Origin of the sequence: Salmonella sp. 741265073_HBA (genome assembly GCF_046569105.1) — a bacterium.
GTDB lineage: Bacteria > Pseudomonadota > Gammaproteobacteria > Enterobacterales > Enterobacteriaceae > Salmonella > Salmonella enterica.
Genome location: NZ_JBKFRY010000019.1, coordinates 38,247 through 56,099, shown reverse-complemented (window position 1 = coordinate 56,099; position 17,853 = coordinate 38,247). Strand labels below are relative to the sequence as shown.

Genomic DNA, 17,853 nt, shown 5'->3' with positions numbered 1-17,853 from the left:
CGTTGCGGTAAGGTTATCTCTAAATATGATGCTCCAGGTATCATGGCGTTGATGATGAATCTCGTTATGCCTGATAGCACGTTGCTTATGAGGTCCGCGGGTATAGCGCAATGGATGCGTTGTTGCTGTCGTCGGTCAGGTAAGGCGAAAACGTCGCTATTACGTAAACGCGGTTTACGTTCATCAATACAATCAGAGGCGATCACCAATTGATCGCGTTTCCTTTTATTATTCGATAAGCACAGGATAAGCATGCTCGATCCCAATCTGCTGCGTAATGAGCCAGACGCAGTCGCTGAAAAACTGGCACGCCGGGGCTTTAAGCTGGATGTAGATAAGCTGCGCGCTCTTGAAGAGCGTCGTAAAGTTTTGCAGGTCAACACGGAAAACCTGCAGGCGGAGCGTAATTCTCGATCGAAATCCATCGGCCAGGCGAAAGCGCGCGGGGAAGATATCGAGCCTTTACGCCTGGAAGTGAATAAACTGGGCGAAGAGCTGGATGCGGCGAAAGCCGAGCTGGATACCTTGCTGGCGGAGATCCGCGATATCGCGCTGACCATCCCAAACCTGCCTGCGGATGAAGTGCCGGTAGGTAAAGATGAAAACGACAACGTTGAAGTCAGCCGCTGGGGTACCCCGCGTGAGTTTGATTTTGAAATCCGCGATCACGTCACCTTAGGGGAAATGCACTCCGGCCTCGACTTTGCCGCTGCGGTTAAGCTGACCGGCTCCCGTTTTGTGGTGATGAAAGGACAGATTGCGCGTATGCATCGCGCATTGTCGCAGTTCATGTTGGATCTGCATACGGAACAGCACGGCTATAGCGAAAACTACGTGCCGTATCTGGTTAACCACGACACGCTGTATGGCACCGGTCAACTGCCGAAATTCGCAGGCGACTTGTTCCATACCCGTCCGCTGGAAGAAGAAGCAGACAGCAGCAACTATGCTTTGATCCCGACGGCGGAGGTTCCGCTGACCAATCTGGTACGCGATGAAATCATCGACGAAGATCAGCTGCCGATTAAAATGACGGCGCATACGCCTTGTTTCCGTTCTGAAGCAGGTTCTTATGGTCGTGATACCCGTGGCCTGATTCGTATGCATCAGTTTGACAAAGTTGAGATGGTGCAGATCGTTCGCCCGGAAGATTCTATGGCTGCGTTGGAAGAGATGACCGGCCACGCGGAAAAAGTGCTCCAGCTACTGGGACTGCCGTACCGTAAAATCATTCTGTGCACTGGCGATATGGGCTTCGGCGCCTGCAAAACCTATGACCTCGAAGTCTGGGTTCCGGCGCAGAATACCTACCGCGAGATCTCTTCCTGCTCTAACGTCTGGGACTTCCAGGCGCGTCGTATGCAGGCACGCTGCCGCAGCAAGTCCGACAAAAAGACCCGTCTGGTCCATACCCTGAATGGTTCTGGTCTGGCGGTAGGTCGTACCCTGGTGGCCGTGATGGAAAACTATCAGCAGGCTGATGGCCGCATTGAAGTGCCGGAAGTATTACGTCCGTACATGAACGGACTGGAATATATCGGCTAATCCTCGCTTTCTCCTCTTCTAAAAAGCGCCTTCGGGCGCTTTTTTTATGCCAGTTTGATACCGGACAATAATCCCTACCCTATTAGGGGTAATACTGATTTCGAATGAAGGTCAGTTTTTAACACTATTTTTCTACTTTTTCGATATATATCAGACTTTATAGCGATGTTATCGCTATATAAAATTCTATACATCGTTTTATTGTTTTTTTATTGTGAGCAGCAGAGTGAGCCCTTATGAAAACTAAGATCCCTGATGCCGTGCTGGCAGCCGAGGTGAGCCGTCGTGGTTTAGTCAAAACCACCGCGATAGGCGGCCTGGCGATGGCCAGTAGCGCATTTACCCTGCCATTTACCCGCATCGCTAACGCCGCAGAGGCGATAAGCCCGGCGAAAACCGGCGAGAAAGTCGTCTGGAGCGCCTGTACGGTAAACTGTGGCAGCCGTTGTCCGCTACGTATGCATGTTGTGGATGGCGAAATCAAATATGTAGAAACGGATAATACCGGAAACGATGATTACAATGGCCTGCACCAGGTTCGCGCCTGCCTGCGCGGTCGTTCTATGCGTCGTCGCGTCTATAACCCGGATCGGCTCAAGTATCCGATGAAGCGCGTCGGCGCGCGCGGCGAAGGTAAATTTGAGCGTATTAGCTGGGACGAAGCCTACGATATCATTGCTACCAATATGCAGCGTCTTATCAAAGAGTATGGCAACGAGTCCATTTATCTGAACTATGGCACGGGAACGCTGGGCGGCACTTTGACACGTTCATGGCCGCCGGGAAAAACGCTGGTCGCCCGTCTGATGAACTGCTGCGGCGGTTATCTGAACCACTACGGTGATTACTCTTCCGCGCAAATCGCAGCGGGTCTTAACTACACCTATGGCGGCTGGGCGGATGGCAATAGTCCATCCGACATTGAAAACAGTAAGCTGGTGGTATTGTTTGGTAATAACCCTGGCGAAACCCGCATGAGCGGGGGCGGTGTAACCTATTATCTTGAACAGGCGCGGCAGAAATCAAACGCGCGGATGATCATTATCGACCCTCGTTACACCGACACTGGCGCTGGTCGTGAAGATGAGTGGATTCCGATTCGTCCAGGTACCGATGCGGCGCTGGTCAATGGTCTGGCATATGTCTTAATCACCGAGAACATGGTCGATCAGCCGTTCCTGGATAAATATTGCGTCGGTTATGACGAAAAAACCTTGCCTGCCAGCGCGCCGAAAAACGGTCACTACAAAGCCTATATTCTTGGCCAGGGTAAAGACGGTATCGCGAAGACGCCGGAGTGGGCGGCGCAAATTACCGGTATCCCGGCGGATCGCATTATTAAGCTGGCGCGAGAAATCGGCAGCGCTAAACCCGCCTATATTTGCCAGGGGTGGGGGCCACAGCGTCATGCTAATGGAGAAATCGCCACGCGCGCCATCTCGATGCTGGCGATCCTGACGGGTAATGTTGGGATTAACGGCGGTAACAGCGGCGCGCGCGAAGGGTCTTATGCCCTGCCATTTGAACGTATGCCCACGTTAGAAAACCCGGTTGAAACCAGCATCTCCATGTTTATGTGGACCGATGCCATTGAACGCGGCCCGGAAATGACGGCGCTGCGTGATGGCGTGCGGGGGAAAGATAAGCTGGACGTGCCGATCAAAATGATCTGGAACTATGCTGGCAACTGTTTGATTAACCAGCACTCTGAGATTAACCGCACCCACGAAATCCTGCAGGATGACAAGAAATGCGAAATGATCGTCGTTATCGACTGTCATATGACCTCGTCGGCAAAATACGCCGATATTCTGTTGCCTGATTGCACTGCTTCTGAGCAGATGGACTTTGCGCTGGATGCCTCCTGCGGGAACATGTCTTACGTTATCTTCACTGACCAGGCGATTAAACCGCGCTTCGAGTGTAAGACGATTTATGAGATGACCAGCGAACTGGCGAAACGTCTTGGCGTGGAACAACAGTTTACCGAAGGACGGACGCAAGAAGAGTGGATGCGTCATCTGTACGAACAGTCGCGTAAATCCATTCCGAATCTGCCCACCTTTGAGGAGTTCCGTAAGCAAGGCATCTTCAAACAGCGTGACCCCGAAGGCCACCATGTCGCCTATAAAGACTTCCGCGAAGATCCGCAAGCGAATCCACTTACAACGCCATCGGGCAAGATTGAAATCTATTCACAGGCGTTGGCGGATATCGCCGCCACCTGGGAGCTGCCGGAAGGCGACGTGATCGATCCATTACCGATCTACACGCCAGGTTTTGAAAACTATAACGATCCGCTAACGGATAAATTCCCGCTGCAGTTGACGGGTTTCCACTATAAAGCGCGTGTGCATTCCACTTATGGCAACGTAGACGTACTGAAAGCCGCCTGTCGCCAGGAAATGTGGATTAACCCAATGGATGCGCAGAAACGCGGTATCAACAATGGCGATAAAGTCCGCATCTTCAACGATCGCGGCGAAGTACATATCGAGGCTAAAGTGACGCCGCGCATGATGCCGGGCGTGGTCGCCCTGGGAGAAGGCGCATGGTATGACCCGGATGCAAAACGCGTGGATCAGGGCGGATGTATTAACGTACTGACGACCCAACGTCCTTCTCCGCTGGCGAAGGGGAACCCGTCACATACGAACCTCGTTCAGGTTGAAAAGGCGTAAGGAGTAACCGATGACAACCCAGTATGGATTTTTTATTGATTCCAGCCGTTGCACCGGTTGCAAAACCTGCGAACTGGCCTGCAAGGACTACAAAGATTTGACCCCGGATGTCAGCTTCCGCCGCATTTATGAGTATGCGGGCGGCGACTGGCAGGAAGATAACGGCGTCTGGCACCAGAACGTCTTTGCCTATTACCTCTCCATTTCGTGTAACCACTGCGAAGACCCGGCCTGTACCAAAGTCTGCCCGAGCGGTGCGATGCACAAGCGCGATGACGGTTTTGTGGTGGTGAACGAAGAGGTCTGTATCGGCTGCCGCTACTGCCACATGGCCTGCCCGTACGGCGCGCCGCAGTACAACGCGGCCAAAGGTCATATGACCAAGTGCGACGGCTGTTATGACCGGGTGGCGGAAGGCAAGAAACCGATCTGCGTCGAATCCTGTCCGCTGCGGGCGCTGGACTTTGGTCCTATCGACGAACTGCGCAAAAAACACGGTGAGCTGGCTGCCGTCGCGCCGCTGCCGCGCGCGCATTTCACGAAGCCGAATATTGTGATTAAACCCAACGCCAACAGCCGCCCGACCGGGGACACTACCGGTTATCTGGCCAATCCGAAGGAGGTATAAGATGGGAAGTGGATGGCATGAATGGCCGTTGATGATCTTCACGGTCTTTGGTCAGTGCGTGGCCGGTGGTTTTATTGTTCTGGCTCTGGCGCTGATGAAGGGCGACCTGCGCGCGGAAACGCAGCAGCGGGTGATCGCCTGTATGTTTGGTCTGTGGGTGCTGATGGGGATTGGCTTTATCGCCTCGATGCTGCATCTGGGTTCGCCGATGCGCGCGTTTAACTCGCTTAACCGCGTAGGTGCTTCCGCACTGAGCAATGAAATTGCCAGCGGCTCGGTGTTTTTTGCGGTCGGCGGGATTGGCTGGCTGCTGGCGGTACTGAAAAAGCTGCCGCCGGCACTGCGCACACTCTGGCTGATTATCACGATGGTACTGGGCGTCGTCTTCGTCTGGATGATGGTACGCGTCTATAACAGCATCGATACAGTACCGACCTGGTATAGCGTCTGGACGCCGCTGGGCTTCTTCCTGACGCTCTTTATGGGGGGGCCGCTACTGGGTTATCTGCTGCTGCGCATCGCAGGCGTGAACGGTTGGGCGATGCGTTTGTTGCCTGCGGTGTCGGTGCTGGCGCTGGTGGTTATTGCCATTATGGTGGCCATGCAGGGCGCGGAACTGGCGACGATTCACAGTTCCATTCAGCAGGCGTCTGCTCTGGTGCCGGATTATGGCTCGCTGATGGCCTGGCGTATGGTGCTGCTTGCGGCGGCGTTGTGCTGCTGGATTGTGCCACAGTTAAAAGGGTATCAACCTGCGGTACCGTTGCTCTCTGTCGCCTTCATTCTGATGCTGGCGGGGGAATTGATTGGCCGCGGCGTATTCTATGGGCTGCATATGACCGTGGGCATGGCGGTAGCCAGCTAACGCGTTGACGTGCATTCGGCCTGCAGAACGTGCAGGCCGAATTCGCCTTTAGCCGCCATCAATCTAAGGAATATAACCGGGGCGGAGAAGGCGCATATAAATCCATAGAGAAGAAAACGAAGCTAAAGGAACCATGAAATTTTTCGACTGAACAAAACGCCGATTTTGCGGGTTAGATCAATAAAAACAAGGGGATGAATTTTTAGTCTTTTAATATATTCACGTGCAGAATAAGTAAATCAAATCGATAGTCTCAAAACTTGCGGATCGCCCATGCGGAGCCGATTGACAATGTTTTTGGCGATGGCATGATGCGCATGAAATTTGAACTTCCTCACGGTTTTTATTCATGTCCACCTATACCCGTCCCGTCATGCTTTTGCTGTGCGGGCTACTTTTGTTGACTCTGGCCATTGCGGTACTGAATACGCTTGTGCCGCTGTGGCTTGCTCAGGCAAACCTTCCGACCTGGCAGGTGGGGATGGTCAGCTCGTCTTATTTTACCGGCAATCTGGTCGGGACGTTATTTACCGGGTATTTAATTAAACGCATTGGGTTTAACCGTAGCTATTATCTTGCCTCGCTGATCTTCGCCGCGGGTTGTGTCGGGTTGGGCGTGATGGTGGGGTTCTGGAGCTGGATGAGCTGGCGTTTTATTGCCGGTATCGGCTGCGCCATGATTTGGGTTGTTGTCGAAAGCGCGTTGATGTGCAGCGGAACCTCGCATAATCGCGGGCGCCTGCTTGCTGCCTATATGATGGTCTATTACATGGGGACCTTCCTTGGACAATTATTGGTCAGTAAAGTGTCTGGTGAATTGCTGCACGTCCTTCCCTGGGTGACCGGAATGATTCTGGCGGGAATTCTGCCGCTACTCTTTACCCGGATTGTAAATCAGCAAACGCAGGCACGTCATTCCTCTTCTATTAGCGCCATGCTGAAGCTACGCCAGGCGCGTCTTGGCGTGAATGGTTGTATTATTTCCGGCATTGTTCTTGGTTCATTATATGGTCTGATGCCGTTATATCTGAAGCATCAGGGGATGGCTAACGCCAGCATCGGTTTCTGGATGGCGGTACTGGTGAGCGCCGGTATTTTGGGGCAATGGCCAATGGGACGTCTGGCGGACAAATTTGGTCGCTTGCTGGTATTACGCGTACAGGTATTCGTTGTCATACTCGGCAGTATTGCCATGTTAACCCAGGCGGCGATGGCGCCAGCTCTGTTTATTCTGGGGGCGGCGGGTTTTACGCTTTATCCTGTTGCAATGGCTTGGGCCTGTGAAAAAGTCGAACACCACCAGCTTGTGGCAATGAACCAGGCACTGTTGTTAAGTTATACAGTAGGGAGCCTGTTGGGGCCGTCTTTTGCTGCGATGTTAATGCAGAATTATTCAGATAATCTGCTGTTTATTATGATCGCCAGCGTATCGTTTATTTATCTGCTGATGCTGTTACGTAACGCCGGCCAGACGCCCAATCCTGTCGCCCACATCTGACTGTTCTCTGAATCGTATGCAGGACGTGAGTCTTGCATACTCTTTGTTTATGTTTTACGTAAAATAATTGATCTGCATAATTTTCTTGCTTTACTGAAAAATAAAATGTGCCGAAGGTTATAATTTTGCGCTCCTCTATTTTCTCTCTTCGTCTTTACCGCGCATAATTCCCCGCTTCATTTATAGTAATAGCATTGTGTTCACGAAGGATCGCGTTATGCCGAATGTGCAGGAAAAACAGTTGCGATGGTACAACATCGCCCTGATGTCGTTTATTACCGTTTGGGGATTCGGCAATGTTGTCAATAACTATGCTAACCAGGGGCTAGTGGTTGTCTTCTCCTGGGTGTTTATTTTTGCGCTCTATTTTATTCCTTATGCCTTAATCGTGGGGCAACTGGGCTCAACCTTCAAAGAGGGAAAAGGGGGCGTCAGTACCTGGATTAAGCATACGATGGGGCCGGGGTTGGCTTACCTTGCGGCATGGACTTATTGGGTCGTGCATATTCCCTACCTGGCGCAAAAGCCGCAGGCAATACTCATTGCATTGGGATGGGCTTTAAAAGGCGACGGCTCGTTGATAAAAGAATATACCGTTGTTGCCTTGCAGGGGCTGACGCTGACATTGTTTGTTTTCTTTATGTGGGTTGCTTCCCGGGGGATGAAATCGCTAAAGGTTGTTGGGTCTGTGGCCGGGATTGCCATGTTTATCATGTCAATTTTATATGTTGTGATGGCAGTGACCGCGCCAGCAATTACAAACGTTGAAATTGCGACCACTAACATCACCTGGCAGTCATTTATTCCTCATATCGATTTTACCTATATCACCACCATCTCTATGTTGGTCTTTGCGGTTGGTGGGGCAGAGAAGATCTCGCCTTACGTTAACCAGACGCGGAATCCAGGAAAAGAATTTCCGAAGGGGATGCTCTTTTTAGCCGTCATGGTTGCGGTCTGCGCTATCCTCGGTTCGTTGGCGATGGGAATGATGTTTGATTCCCGGCATATACCTGACGATTTAATGACCAATGGGCAATATTATGCATTCCAGAAATTGGGTGAGTATTACCATATGGGTAATTCATTAATGGTGATTTATGCCATTGCCAATACTCTGGGGCAAATCGCCGCGCTGGTGTTTTCTATTGATGCGCCACTAAAAGTATTGCTGGGTGATGCAGACAGTAAATATATCCCGCAGCGCTTATGTCGTACTAACGCTTCAGGTACGCCAGTTAACGGTTATTTGCTGACATTGGTGTTGGTCGCTATCTTGATTATGTTGCCAACGCTTGGCATCGGCGATATGAACAACCTGTACAAATGGCTGCTTAATCTCAACTCAGTTGTTATGCCGCTGCGCTATCTGTGGGTATTTGTCGCCTTTATTGCTGTCATTCGACTGGCGCAAAAGTACAAACCCGAATATGTGTTTATTCGCAACCGGGCGTTGGCGTTAACTGTGGGAATATGGTGTTTTGCCTTCACCGCGTTTGCCTGCCTTACCGGTATTTTCCCCAAAATGGAGGCGTTCACACCGGAGTGGACATTCCAGCTGACGTTGAACATCGTGACGCCTTTTGTCCTGGTCGGGTTGGGATTAATTTTCCCACTGCTGGCGCGTAGAAACACATAACGACGCTCTTTTCCACGGCGCTCCTGTCAGGCGAGCGCCTTTTAAGGTCACAGGTGCCTGGGTTCCAGGCGAGACAACGGTATTAACAGGCACCGGGTCAGCAATAGTTGTCAGACCTTCAACCCAGCAGCAGATAAGCGTAATACCTGGTAAGCGCAATATTGTTAACCAGGCCTGTCTGACGGCGGAGTCGGGTATTTTAGCGGTAAGAGCGTTACCCATACAGCAAAACGGCTACCGTCATGGGTAGCCGTTTAAAAGCGGATAAGATAGCAGGCGATTAATACATCACTTTATGACCATACTGCTCAAGAATACCCTTTACACGCTCCATGGTCTCTTTTTTAGGCGGCTTCACGCCATCCAGTTTATATTCTTCGCCCATTGCCACCCATTTATGTTTGCCCAGCTCATGATAGGGCAGCAGTTCGATTTTTTCGACATTACCCATATCGCGGGTAAACTCACCCAGGCGATGCGCGGAATCATCGTCGTCAGACCAGCCGGGAACGACAACGTAACGGATCCAGACCTTCACATTTTTCTTTGATAAATACTGCGCGAATTCCAGCGTCCGGTGATTAGAGACACCGACCAGATTCTGGTGGATCTCATCATTCATCTGCTTGAGATCGAGCATCACCAGATCGGTAACGTCCAGCAGTTCATCAATCACCGGGTCATAACGGCGCACAAAGCCGTTGGTGTCGAGACAGGTGTGGATACCTTCTTTTTTACAGGCGCGAAACCAGTCGCGTACAAATTCTGCCTGCAAAATGGCCTCGCCGCCGGATGCCGTCACGCCGCCGCCAGAAGCATTCATAAAATGCCGATAGGTCACCACCTCTTTCATTAAGTCTTCAACGGTGATTTCTTTACCGCCATGCGTATCCCATGTGTCGCGGTTATGGCAATACAGGCAGCGCATCAGGCAGCCCTGGAAAAAGGTAATAAAGCGGATGCCTGGGCCATCAACGGTGCCACAGGATTCAAAGGAGTGAATGCGACCAATAACCGGCTTTTTATCAGCAGTTACTGCAACACTTTCATTTGTAATACAATCGGTTAAGTTACTCATATCGCTTCGGCTAGCTCTAAATAACATGGGGTTTATGGACACATTCCGGGCATGTTGAGCACCCTGGTAAGGGGGTTGCATCCTGTAAAAAAGCGGTACTGCGAGCGTAAATTTTGGACTACAGAATGTGTGGCTGTTCCAGAATGTGCTGCAATGGAGCTATTTTACCTCTATTCAGTATAAAATATACGGCAAATCTATGCTGCATAACTCGCACCGCCAGAAATTGTGGCTCATTCATCAGCCCGGTACCTCTGTTTAACGCCCGAGCCGCAATACATACTGTAAGTGTATCATCCATAGCGTCCTGGTTTTGCTGTTTATGATCCGCCTCTTTTTTCAAATGGTTGGCGCCGTTTTTTTGTAGTCAGAACGAAAATAATTCTCAACATAATTCAGATGTGTCCAAAGAACGTTATGCGCTGTACAGCGCCTGGCGTCGCATTCAACGTGTTATCAGGTGTAAATCTGATGTCATTTCTAAACCCGGACTGATTCAATCTCTTAAATAGAGTGTGGTTTTAATCAAAAAATGAGAGCAACGGATTAAATTATTTTGCTTTCGCGGTAAATAATCAAGGGAGTTATTATGCCAGTTGCGTTAAGTTTTGGTAATCGTCATAACTATGAAGTTAATGCTTCACGGCTAGCCCGTTTGATGAGTCCTGATAAAGAAGAAGCGCTATACATGGGGTTATGGGATAGATTTAAGGACTACTTCAGAACACATAAAAAAAGAGAGGTGCTGGAGGTATTATACACACTCATCCATGGATGTGAACGTGAAAATCAAGCTGAACTTAATGTTGATACAATCGGCATGGAGAAGATATATGCCTTTGCACAATTAAAACAATATGCTAATCCATCTCAACAAGACCGCTTTGTTATGCGTTTTGATGTGAGTCAGACACAAGTTTTATTTGAGATTGATGGCAGGGTTATTGATAAATGTAATTTGCATCGTATCCTCAACATTTCAGAAAACTGTATTTTTAAAGTGATGGAAGAAGATGAAGAAGAGTTGTTTTTTAAAGTATGTATTAAGTATGGAGAAAAAATTGCTTGCTATCCAGAATTATTAGAAAACTTTGCTTTTGACCTTAGGCAGAAAGTTAATGAGGATGATGACATTAAGGATGAAGTTTATAAGCTTATGCGATCTGGAGAAGATCGAAAAAGGGCATGTGTTGAATGGAATGGTACGCTTACTGAGGATGAGATGGATAAACTACGCTGTCTTCAAATGGGGTCTTTTGGTATTCATACCCAATTTTGTAAAATAGGTTACTGGGAATTAGAGGAAGAAGTCCTGTTTGATATGGTTCATCCAACACTTATCTATCTGCTACATGGATATATACCGTCATTGTCATGTGATTTTAAAGAAGCTAACACCATGCTGTTTTCTGATGTATTAAATAAGGATTATGAGGAGTATCAAAATAATAAAAGAGAAATTGATTCTATTCTGAGAAGAATATATAGATCACATAATAACACTTTATTTATAAGTGAAGGTTCTTGTTGTCGCAATATGCTTTTATAAAAATTAAAAAGGCTCCACTGACATGGAGCCTTTTTTTGTACGCTTTTTATGGCGTAATTTCAGTCAAACCCATTACATGGTCTGCGTGAAGGTACGAGTAATAACGTCCTGCTGCTGTTCTTTCGTCAGGGAGTTAAAACGTACTGCGTAACCAGATACACGGATGGTCAGCTGCGGATATTTTTCCGGATGTTCCATCGCGTCCAGCAGCATTTCACGGTTCATGACGTTGACGTTCAGGTGCTGACCGCCTTCGATGGACGCTTCGTGGTGGAAGTAACCATCCATCAGACCTGCCAGGTTAGTCTTACGAACTTCGTCGTCTTTACCCAGTGCGTTCGGAACGATAGAGAAGGTATAAGAAATACCATCTTTCGCGTAAGCAAACGGCAGTTTAGCAACGGAGGTCAGAGAAGCGACAGCGCCTTTCTGGTCACGACCGTGCATCGGGTTAGCACCTGGTCCGAACGGCGCGCCAGCGCGACGACCATCCGGGGTGTTACCGGTTTTCTTACCATACACAACGTTAGAAGTGATGGTCAGAACAGACTGCGTCGGGATAGCGCCACGGTAGGTGGTCAGTTTCTGAATTTTCTTCATGAAACGTTCTACCAGGTCAACCGCCATGTCATCTACACGAGCGTCGTTGTTACCAAACTGCGGGTATTCGCCTTCGATTTCGAAGTCGATAGCCAGACCATCTTCGTCACGAATCGGTTTAACTTTCGCATATTTGATGGCAGACAGGGAGTCAGCCGCAACGGACAGACCTGCGATACCACACGCCATGGTGCGGATAACGTCACGGTCGTGCAACGCCATCAGAGAGGCTTCGTAGCTGTACTTGTCGTGCATGTAGTGGATAACGTTCAGCGCGGTGACATACTGTTTAGCCAGCCAGTCCATGAAGTGATCCATGCGATCCATCACTTCGTCGAAGTTCAGAACATCGCCTTTGATCGGTTCGGATTTCGGACCAACCTGCATTTTCAGTTTTTCATCAACGCCGCCGTTGATTGCGTACAGCATGGTTTTCGCCAGGTTTGCACGCGCACCGAAGAACTGCATTTGTTTACCAACGATCATCGGGCTTACGCAGCATGCGATAGCGTAGTCATCGTTGTTGAAGTCCGGACGCATCAGGTCATCGTTCTCGTACTGCAGAGAAGAGGTGTCGATGGAGACTTTAGCGGCGAATTTCTTGAAGTTCAGCGGCAGTTTTTCAGACCACAGAACGGTGATGTTCGGCTCCGGAGACGGCCCCATGGTGTACAGAGTGTTCAGGAAGCGGAAGCTGTTTTTGGTAACCAGAGTACGGCCATCAACGCCCATACCACCGATAGATTCGGTTGCCCAAATCGGGTCGCCGGAGAACAGTTCATCATATTCAGGAGTACGCAGGAAGCGAACCATACGCAGTTTCATGACCAGGTGGTCAATCATTTCCTGTGCGTCTTGCTCGGTGATTTTGCCTGCTTTCAGGTCACGTTCGATGTACGCATCCAGGAAGGTGGATACACGACCGAAGGACATTGCTGCGCCGTTCTGAGATTTAACCGCAGCCAGGTAACCGAAGTAAGTCCACTGGATTGCTTCCTGAGCGTTAGTCGCCGGACCAGAGATATCGCAGCCGTATTTAGCCGCCATTTCTTTGATCTGACCCAGAGCGCGGTGCTGTTCAGCGATTTCTTCACGCAGACGGATAGTCGCTTCCAGATTTACGCCGTTTTCCAGATCGGATTGCAGAGACGTAAACTGCGCGAATTTGTCTTTCATCAGGTAGTCGATACCGTACAGCGCTACGCGACGGTAGTCACCGATGATACGACCACGGCCATACGCATCCGGCAGACCGGTCAGCACGCCGGATTTACGGCAACGCAGGATGTCCGGAGTATAAACGTCGAATACGCCCTGGTTGTGGGTCTTACGGTATTCGGTGAAGATTTTTTTGATCATTGGGTCCAGCTCGCGATTGTACGCTTTGCAGGAACCTTCAACCATTTTGATGCCGCCGAACGGGATAATCGCACGCTTCAGCGGAGCTTCAGTCTGCAGACCAACAATTTTCTCAAGCGCTTTGTTGATGTAGCCAGCGTCGTGAGAAGTGATGGTGGAAGCAACGGAGGTGTCAAAGTCAACAGGCGCGTGAGTGCGGTTTTCCTGTTTAACGCCTTCCATTACGCTGTCCCACAGCTTGGTGGTCGCGTCAGTAGCGCCAGCCAGGAAGGACTCGTCACCCTCATACGGAGTGTAGTTTTTCTGAATGAAGTCACGGACGTTTACTTCATTCTGCCAGTCACCTTTGGTAAAACCTTCCCAGGCTGTGGCTAACTTTTCATTAAGCTCGGACATGTAACACCTACCTTCTTAAGTGGATTTTTTATTTACTGCGTGTAATGGGCATCAACAGATTAATGATGCTCGTTACCACGCAGGTAAATGACCCAGTATGTCAACCCGACCAACAAACCGCCGCCGATAATATTACCGATCGTGACCGGAATCAGGTTATCAGTGATGAAGCTCATCACGGTCAGGTGAGAAAAACTTTCCGGAGACGAACCAACCGCGGTCCAAAACTCCGGTGTAGCGAAATCGCGTATTACAATACCCATAGGAATCATAAACATGTTTGCGATACTGTGCTCAAAACCGCTGGCGACAAACATGGCGACGGGCAGTACCATGATGAACGCTTTGTCCATCAGGCTACGACCTGAGTAGCTCATCCACACGGCCAGACAAACCATCAGGTTCGCCAGAATACCGAGGCAGACAGCTTCAATAAAAGTGTGGTGCATTTTGTGGTCGGCGGTTTGCAGGACGTTAAGTCCCCATTGACCGTTGGCAGTCATATACTCGCCGGAAAGCCACATCAGTAACACGAAAAGCAGAGCGCCAATCAGGTTACCAAAATAGACGTTTAACCAGTTTTTAGCCAGTTGCCCCCAGGTGATGCGACCGCTAGCTTTAGCTACAACGATCAGAACAGTAGAGGTGAAAAGATCAGCGCCGCAAATAACACAGAGAATCAGTCCCAAAGAGAAACAGATACCCCCGATAAGTTTCGCCATACCATAAGGCATCGCGCCAGTACCGGTTGTCGCAGTAATATAAAAAACAAAGGCAATTGAAATGAATACGCCGGCGGTAATCGCCAGATAGAAAGTCTTAAGCGGATGTTTCGTTGCTTTATAGACGCCTGCTTCTTCAGCCACTTTGGCCATTGCTGCAGGGAGTAAAAGGTCAAAAGGGTTGTCAGCTTTCACACTAACTCTCTCTTTATTAAGTCGGCGACGAGATACTAACAAAGCATTATAGATGAGAATTTGATATAGATCATATCTCGCCTGGCTTATAGGCCCGTAAGTCGCATGGCTTTTATGCAATTACGGTGTAACTTTTTGATTATCCTAATAAAAATAAATTTTAAAAATTATAAATAGAGTTGAATTTTTTCCTGACTCCTCCTGCTGCACGGTTAATTAATATGGAGTAATCAACAAATAAAGTAACATCACTATGTCAATTAATTTAATATCAACAACCAATATTTAACCTTGTTATTACATTTTTCGCCGTTTAGTGAAAATAAATAAAACGGGGCCGCAAAGGCGCCCCGTAATATAACGCAGCCGAGAGGGTAAACCTACCCTAAGTCACTCATATGGCCTTATTTTGACCAGTATGCCGCTTTCGCGCGCTGTAATTTATCATACGCTTTTAACAAGGACTGATGCGCCGGGAACGCTTGTAGATCGTGGTCGACAGCCGGTAGTCCATAAAAAGCCGCTTCACCGCTAAGCGCGGCGCTGGCGGCTTCTACAGCCTCTGCGCCATACATTTTTATAAAAGCATTGAGATATTGCAGTGGCTGACGCGCATCTTCTTGCGACAGGAGCAGCAGCGTTTGCAGGCAACGGTAATAGTTTGCGCGTGCCGGACTAAAGACCGACGAATTGAACTCCATCGTCCATTCTGTCCAGATTAGCGCCTGCTCCAAATCGCCGCCCGCTAATGCTAGCATTGCTTTTAATTCGCCAACGCGCAGTGTATACCAACCATTGTCCGCTCCGGTCGCCAGACCCAACAGTTCACGCACGCGGGTGAAATCGTCAAAACCTTCTTCATCCAATTGTTCAATCAGATTGAGATAGTCTTCTTTATTCCAGGCGCTACCGGGCAGCGAAAGCAGGGTCTCACGAAGATGGCTACCCATATTGTTGTTGGCCAGCCACAGATCTTCGGCAGGATAAATATCAGACATTCCCGGTACGATAATACGACAGGCGTATACGCCGAGATGCTCGTAATCGGCAATGTAAACTTCTTTATCTTCAGCAGCAAAGATGGCCATCAGCGTGGCGAATTCTTCTTCGGTAGTGCCGGAAAAACTCCAGTCCGTGAACGGGTAATCGGCGTCCTGTTTGAACAGATCCCAGGAAATCAGGCCGCTGGAGTCGATGAAGTGGGTCTCCAGATTAGTGTGCTCCGCGACTTCTTCATCATCGAACGTTGGTGGGGTGAAGACATCAAGATCTTTCAGTCCGCGTCCCTGGAGTAGCTCGGTCACTGTACGTTCCAGCGCAACGCCAAAGTCAGGATGCGCGCCAAAAGAAGCAAAGCAGGTACCGTTAGCCGGGTTGAACAGCACGACGCAGATAACCGGATACTTACCGCCCAGCGAGCCGTCATAGGCGAAAATCGGGAAACCCTCGGCTTCCAGCGTGGCGATTGACTCCATTACCGCCGGATAACGCGCCATCACCTCTGCGGGAATCTCCGGCAGACTGATACTTTCCGCAATGATGCGATTTTTCACATAACGCTCGAAGACTTCCGACAGTCCCTGAACGCGGGCTTCATTACGCGTATTGCCGGCGGACATTCCGTTAGAGACGTACAGGTTGCCGATGATATTCATCGGAATATACACGGTCTGGTTATCGGACTGACGGGTAAATGGCAGGCCGCAGACCCCGCGTGCTTCATTGCCGGACTGAAGATCAATTAACTGGCTTCCGGTGAGTTCATTTTCCGGATCGTAAAACGCGCGCAGACGGGCATCAAGCAAGCCTTCCGGTATGTCGTCATTTTCAGTCAGCGGGAACCACTTTTCGTTCGGATAATGCACGAATGGCCCATTGGCGACCGTTTCGCCAAGCCAGAAATCAGCAAAAAAGTAGTTGGTTGACAGACGCTCGAAGTATTCGCCCAGCGCTGAGGCCAGCGCCGCTTTTTTGGTCGCGCCTTTTCCGTTGGTAAAGCATAACGCGCACTCTTTATCGCGAATATGCACTGACCAGACGTTTGGCACCGGGTTCAGCCAGGAGGCCTCTTCGATGTGAAAGCCGAGGTCGAGTAACTTTTGCTGGAAGCGGGCGATGGAGTCTTCCAGCGCGGCGTCTTTGCCGGGAATAAATGTTTGCGTCATGAAAATCACTTTTGTCGTACGGAAAGCGCGCAATGATACGGGTTTTATGTGACGGGCGCTATCTCGCCGGGACATCGGCGGAAATAAAAGTATTGGCTATGCTTTTACACTGGAATTCACAGGAAGAGCATAAAAAATGAAAGCATTTGATTTGCAACGAATGGCGCTGGATAACGTGCCGGTAGCGTTTTTGGGGGAAGTGGCGCTACGTAGCTTTTACACCTTTGTTCTGGTGTTTCTTTTCTTAAAGGTGACAGGACGACGCGGCGTACGGCAAATGTCGCTTTTTGAAGTGCTGATCATTTTGACATTGGGGTCGGCGGCAGGCGACGTCGCGTTTTATGATGACGTTCCGATGCTCCCTGTTCTGGTGGTATTCATCACCCTGGCGCTGCTCTATCGCCTGGTCATGTGGCTGATGGCGCATAGTGAAAAGTTGGAAGATCTGCTGGAAGGCAAGTCGGTGGTCATTGTTGAAGACGGCGAACTGGCGTGGGAAAAACTGCAGCGCTCGAACATGACGGAGTTTGAGTTTTTTATGGAGCTTCGCTTGAATGGCGTTGAGCAACTGGGGCAAGTCAGACTGGCCATCCTGGAGACAAACGGACAAATCAGCGTCTATTTCTTTGAAAATAAAGACGTTAAGCCGGGGTTAAGCATTCTTCCTGAGCACTGTACGCCACGCTTTATCGTGGCACCGGAGGCTGGCGACTATGCCTGCGTACGTTGCAGTGAAGTGATACGCATGAACGTCGGGGAAAAGCAATTATGTCCGCGCTGCGCAAATCCAGAATGGACGAAGGCAAGCCGGGCTAAACGCGTTGTTTAACAGCGAAAATATCGGATTTATACGGTTAATCCGGAAGATTCTGTTGTGTGACGCATGCCGCATTTTCTCCTCGCATTGTTTTACCCATTGCGGCGCGTGTCACT

Annotated in this window: 12 protein-coding genes and 1 pseudogene; 8 read left to right on the top strand and 5 right to left on the bottom strand. The window is 49.7% G+C overall.

What is annotated here, in order from left to right; all coding sequences use genetic code 11:
- Positions 1 to 252: 252 nt before the first annotated feature.
- The 6 genes from serS (at position 253) to ACLD3P_RS20045 (ending at position 8,856) form a co-directional block, all read left to right on the top strand.
- Positions 253 to 1,545 (top strand): serine--tRNA ligase, encoded by a 1,293-nt coding sequence (gene serS / locus ACLD3P_RS20070; RefSeq protein WP_000886697.1) that lies wholly within the window; start codon positions 253 to 255, stop codon positions 1,543 to 1,545.
- 236 nt (positions 1,546 to 1,781) lie between these two features.
- Positions 1,782 to 4,226, top strand: coding sequence for a dimethylsulfoxide reductase subunit A (gene dmsA, locus ACLD3P_RS20065; RefSeq protein ID WP_131046180.1), 2,445 nt, complete (start codon positions 1,782 to 1,784; stop codon positions 4,224 to 4,226).
- 10 nt (positions 4,227 to 4,236) lie between these two features.
- Positions 4,237 to 4,854, top strand: a complete 618-nt coding sequence (gene dmsB / locus ACLD3P_RS20060; protein ID WP_000213069.1) for a dimethylsulfoxide reductase iron-sulfur subunit DmsB — start codon at positions 4,237 to 4,239, stop codon at positions 4,852 to 4,854.
- A gap of 1 nt (position 4,855) precedes the next feature.
- The gene (locus tag ACLD3P_RS20055) at positions 4,856 to 5,719 is read left to right on the top strand and encodes a dimethyl sulfoxide reductase anchor subunit family protein (protein WP_000534681.1); all 864 of its coding nucleotides are present in this window, start codon (positions 4,856 to 4,858) and stop codon (positions 5,717 to 5,719) included.
- 349 nt (positions 5,720 to 6,068) lie between these two features.
- Positions 6,069 to 7,217 (top strand): MFS transporter, encoded by a 1,149-nt coding sequence (locus ACLD3P_RS20050; RefSeq protein ID WP_000109271.1) that lies wholly within the window; start codon positions 6,069 to 6,071, stop codon positions 7,215 to 7,217.
- Between the two features lie 217 nt (positions 7,218 to 7,434).
- Positions 7,435 to 8,856 (top strand): APC family permease, encoded by a 1,422-nt coding sequence (locus tag ACLD3P_RS20045; RefSeq protein ID WP_131046179.1) that lies wholly within the window; start codon positions 7,435 to 7,437, stop codon positions 8,854 to 8,856.
- 280 nt (positions 8,857 to 9,136) lie between these two features.
- Here the strand turns inward: ACLD3P_RS20045 and pflA are convergent, their stop codons facing one another.
- Both pflA and ACLD3P_RS20035 read right to left on the bottom strand, forming a co-directional pair.
- Complete coding sequence (gene pflA, locus ACLD3P_RS20040; RefSeq protein ID WP_000067928.1) at positions 9,137 to 9,934, bottom strand: pyruvate formate lyase 1-activating protein; 798 nt, start codon at positions 9,932 to 9,934, stop codon at positions 9,137 to 9,139.
- 118 nt (positions 9,935 to 10,052) lie between these two features.
- Positions 10,053 to 10,333: pseudogene (locus ACLD3P_RS20035) on the bottom strand (cytoplasmic protein).
- A 190-nt stretch (positions 10,334 to 10,523) separates the two neighbouring features.
- Between ACLD3P_RS20035 and sopD2 the strand changes: the two are divergent.
- Positions 10,524 to 11,483 (top strand): type III secretion system effector SopD2, encoded by a 960-nt coding sequence (sopD2, locus tag ACLD3P_RS20030; protein WP_131046178.1) that lies wholly within the window; start codon positions 10,524 to 10,526, stop codon positions 11,481 to 11,483.
- Between the two features lie 72 nt (positions 11,484 to 11,555).
- On the opposite strand, the gene pflB is transcribed toward sopD2, so the two are convergent.
- The 3 genes from pflB to ycaO all read right to left on the bottom strand — a co-directional run bounded on the left by pflB (position 11,556) and on the right by ycaO (position 16,920).
- Positions 11,556 to 13,838, bottom strand: a complete 2,283-nt coding sequence (gene pflB / locus ACLD3P_RS20025) for a formate C-acetyltransferase (RefSeq protein ID WP_001292799.1) — start codon at positions 13,836 to 13,838, stop codon at positions 11,556 to 11,558.
- Between the two features lie 59 nt (positions 13,839 to 13,897).
- Positions 13,898 to 14,755, bottom strand: a complete 858-nt coding sequence (focA, locus tag ACLD3P_RS20020; protein WP_000642539.1) for a formate transporter FocA — start codon at positions 14,753 to 14,755, stop codon at positions 13,898 to 13,900.
- 404 nt (positions 14,756 to 15,159) lie between these two features.
- Positions 15,160 to 16,920: a 30S ribosomal protein S12 methylthiotransferase accessory factor YcaO gene (ycaO, locus tag ACLD3P_RS20015; protein WP_131046177.1), complete on the bottom strand. Its 1,761-nt coding sequence runs from the start codon at positions 16,918 to 16,920 to the stop codon at positions 15,160 to 15,162.
- 136 nt (positions 16,921 to 17,056) lie between these two features.
- Here ycaO and ACLD3P_RS20010 point away from each other — a divergent pair, with 136 nt between their 5' ends.
- Positions 17,057 to 17,749, top strand: a complete 693-nt coding sequence (locus ACLD3P_RS20010) for a DUF421 domain-containing protein (protein WP_000642868.1) — start codon at positions 17,057 to 17,059, stop codon at positions 17,747 to 17,749.
- Positions 17,750 to 17,853 lie beyond the last annotated feature (104 nt).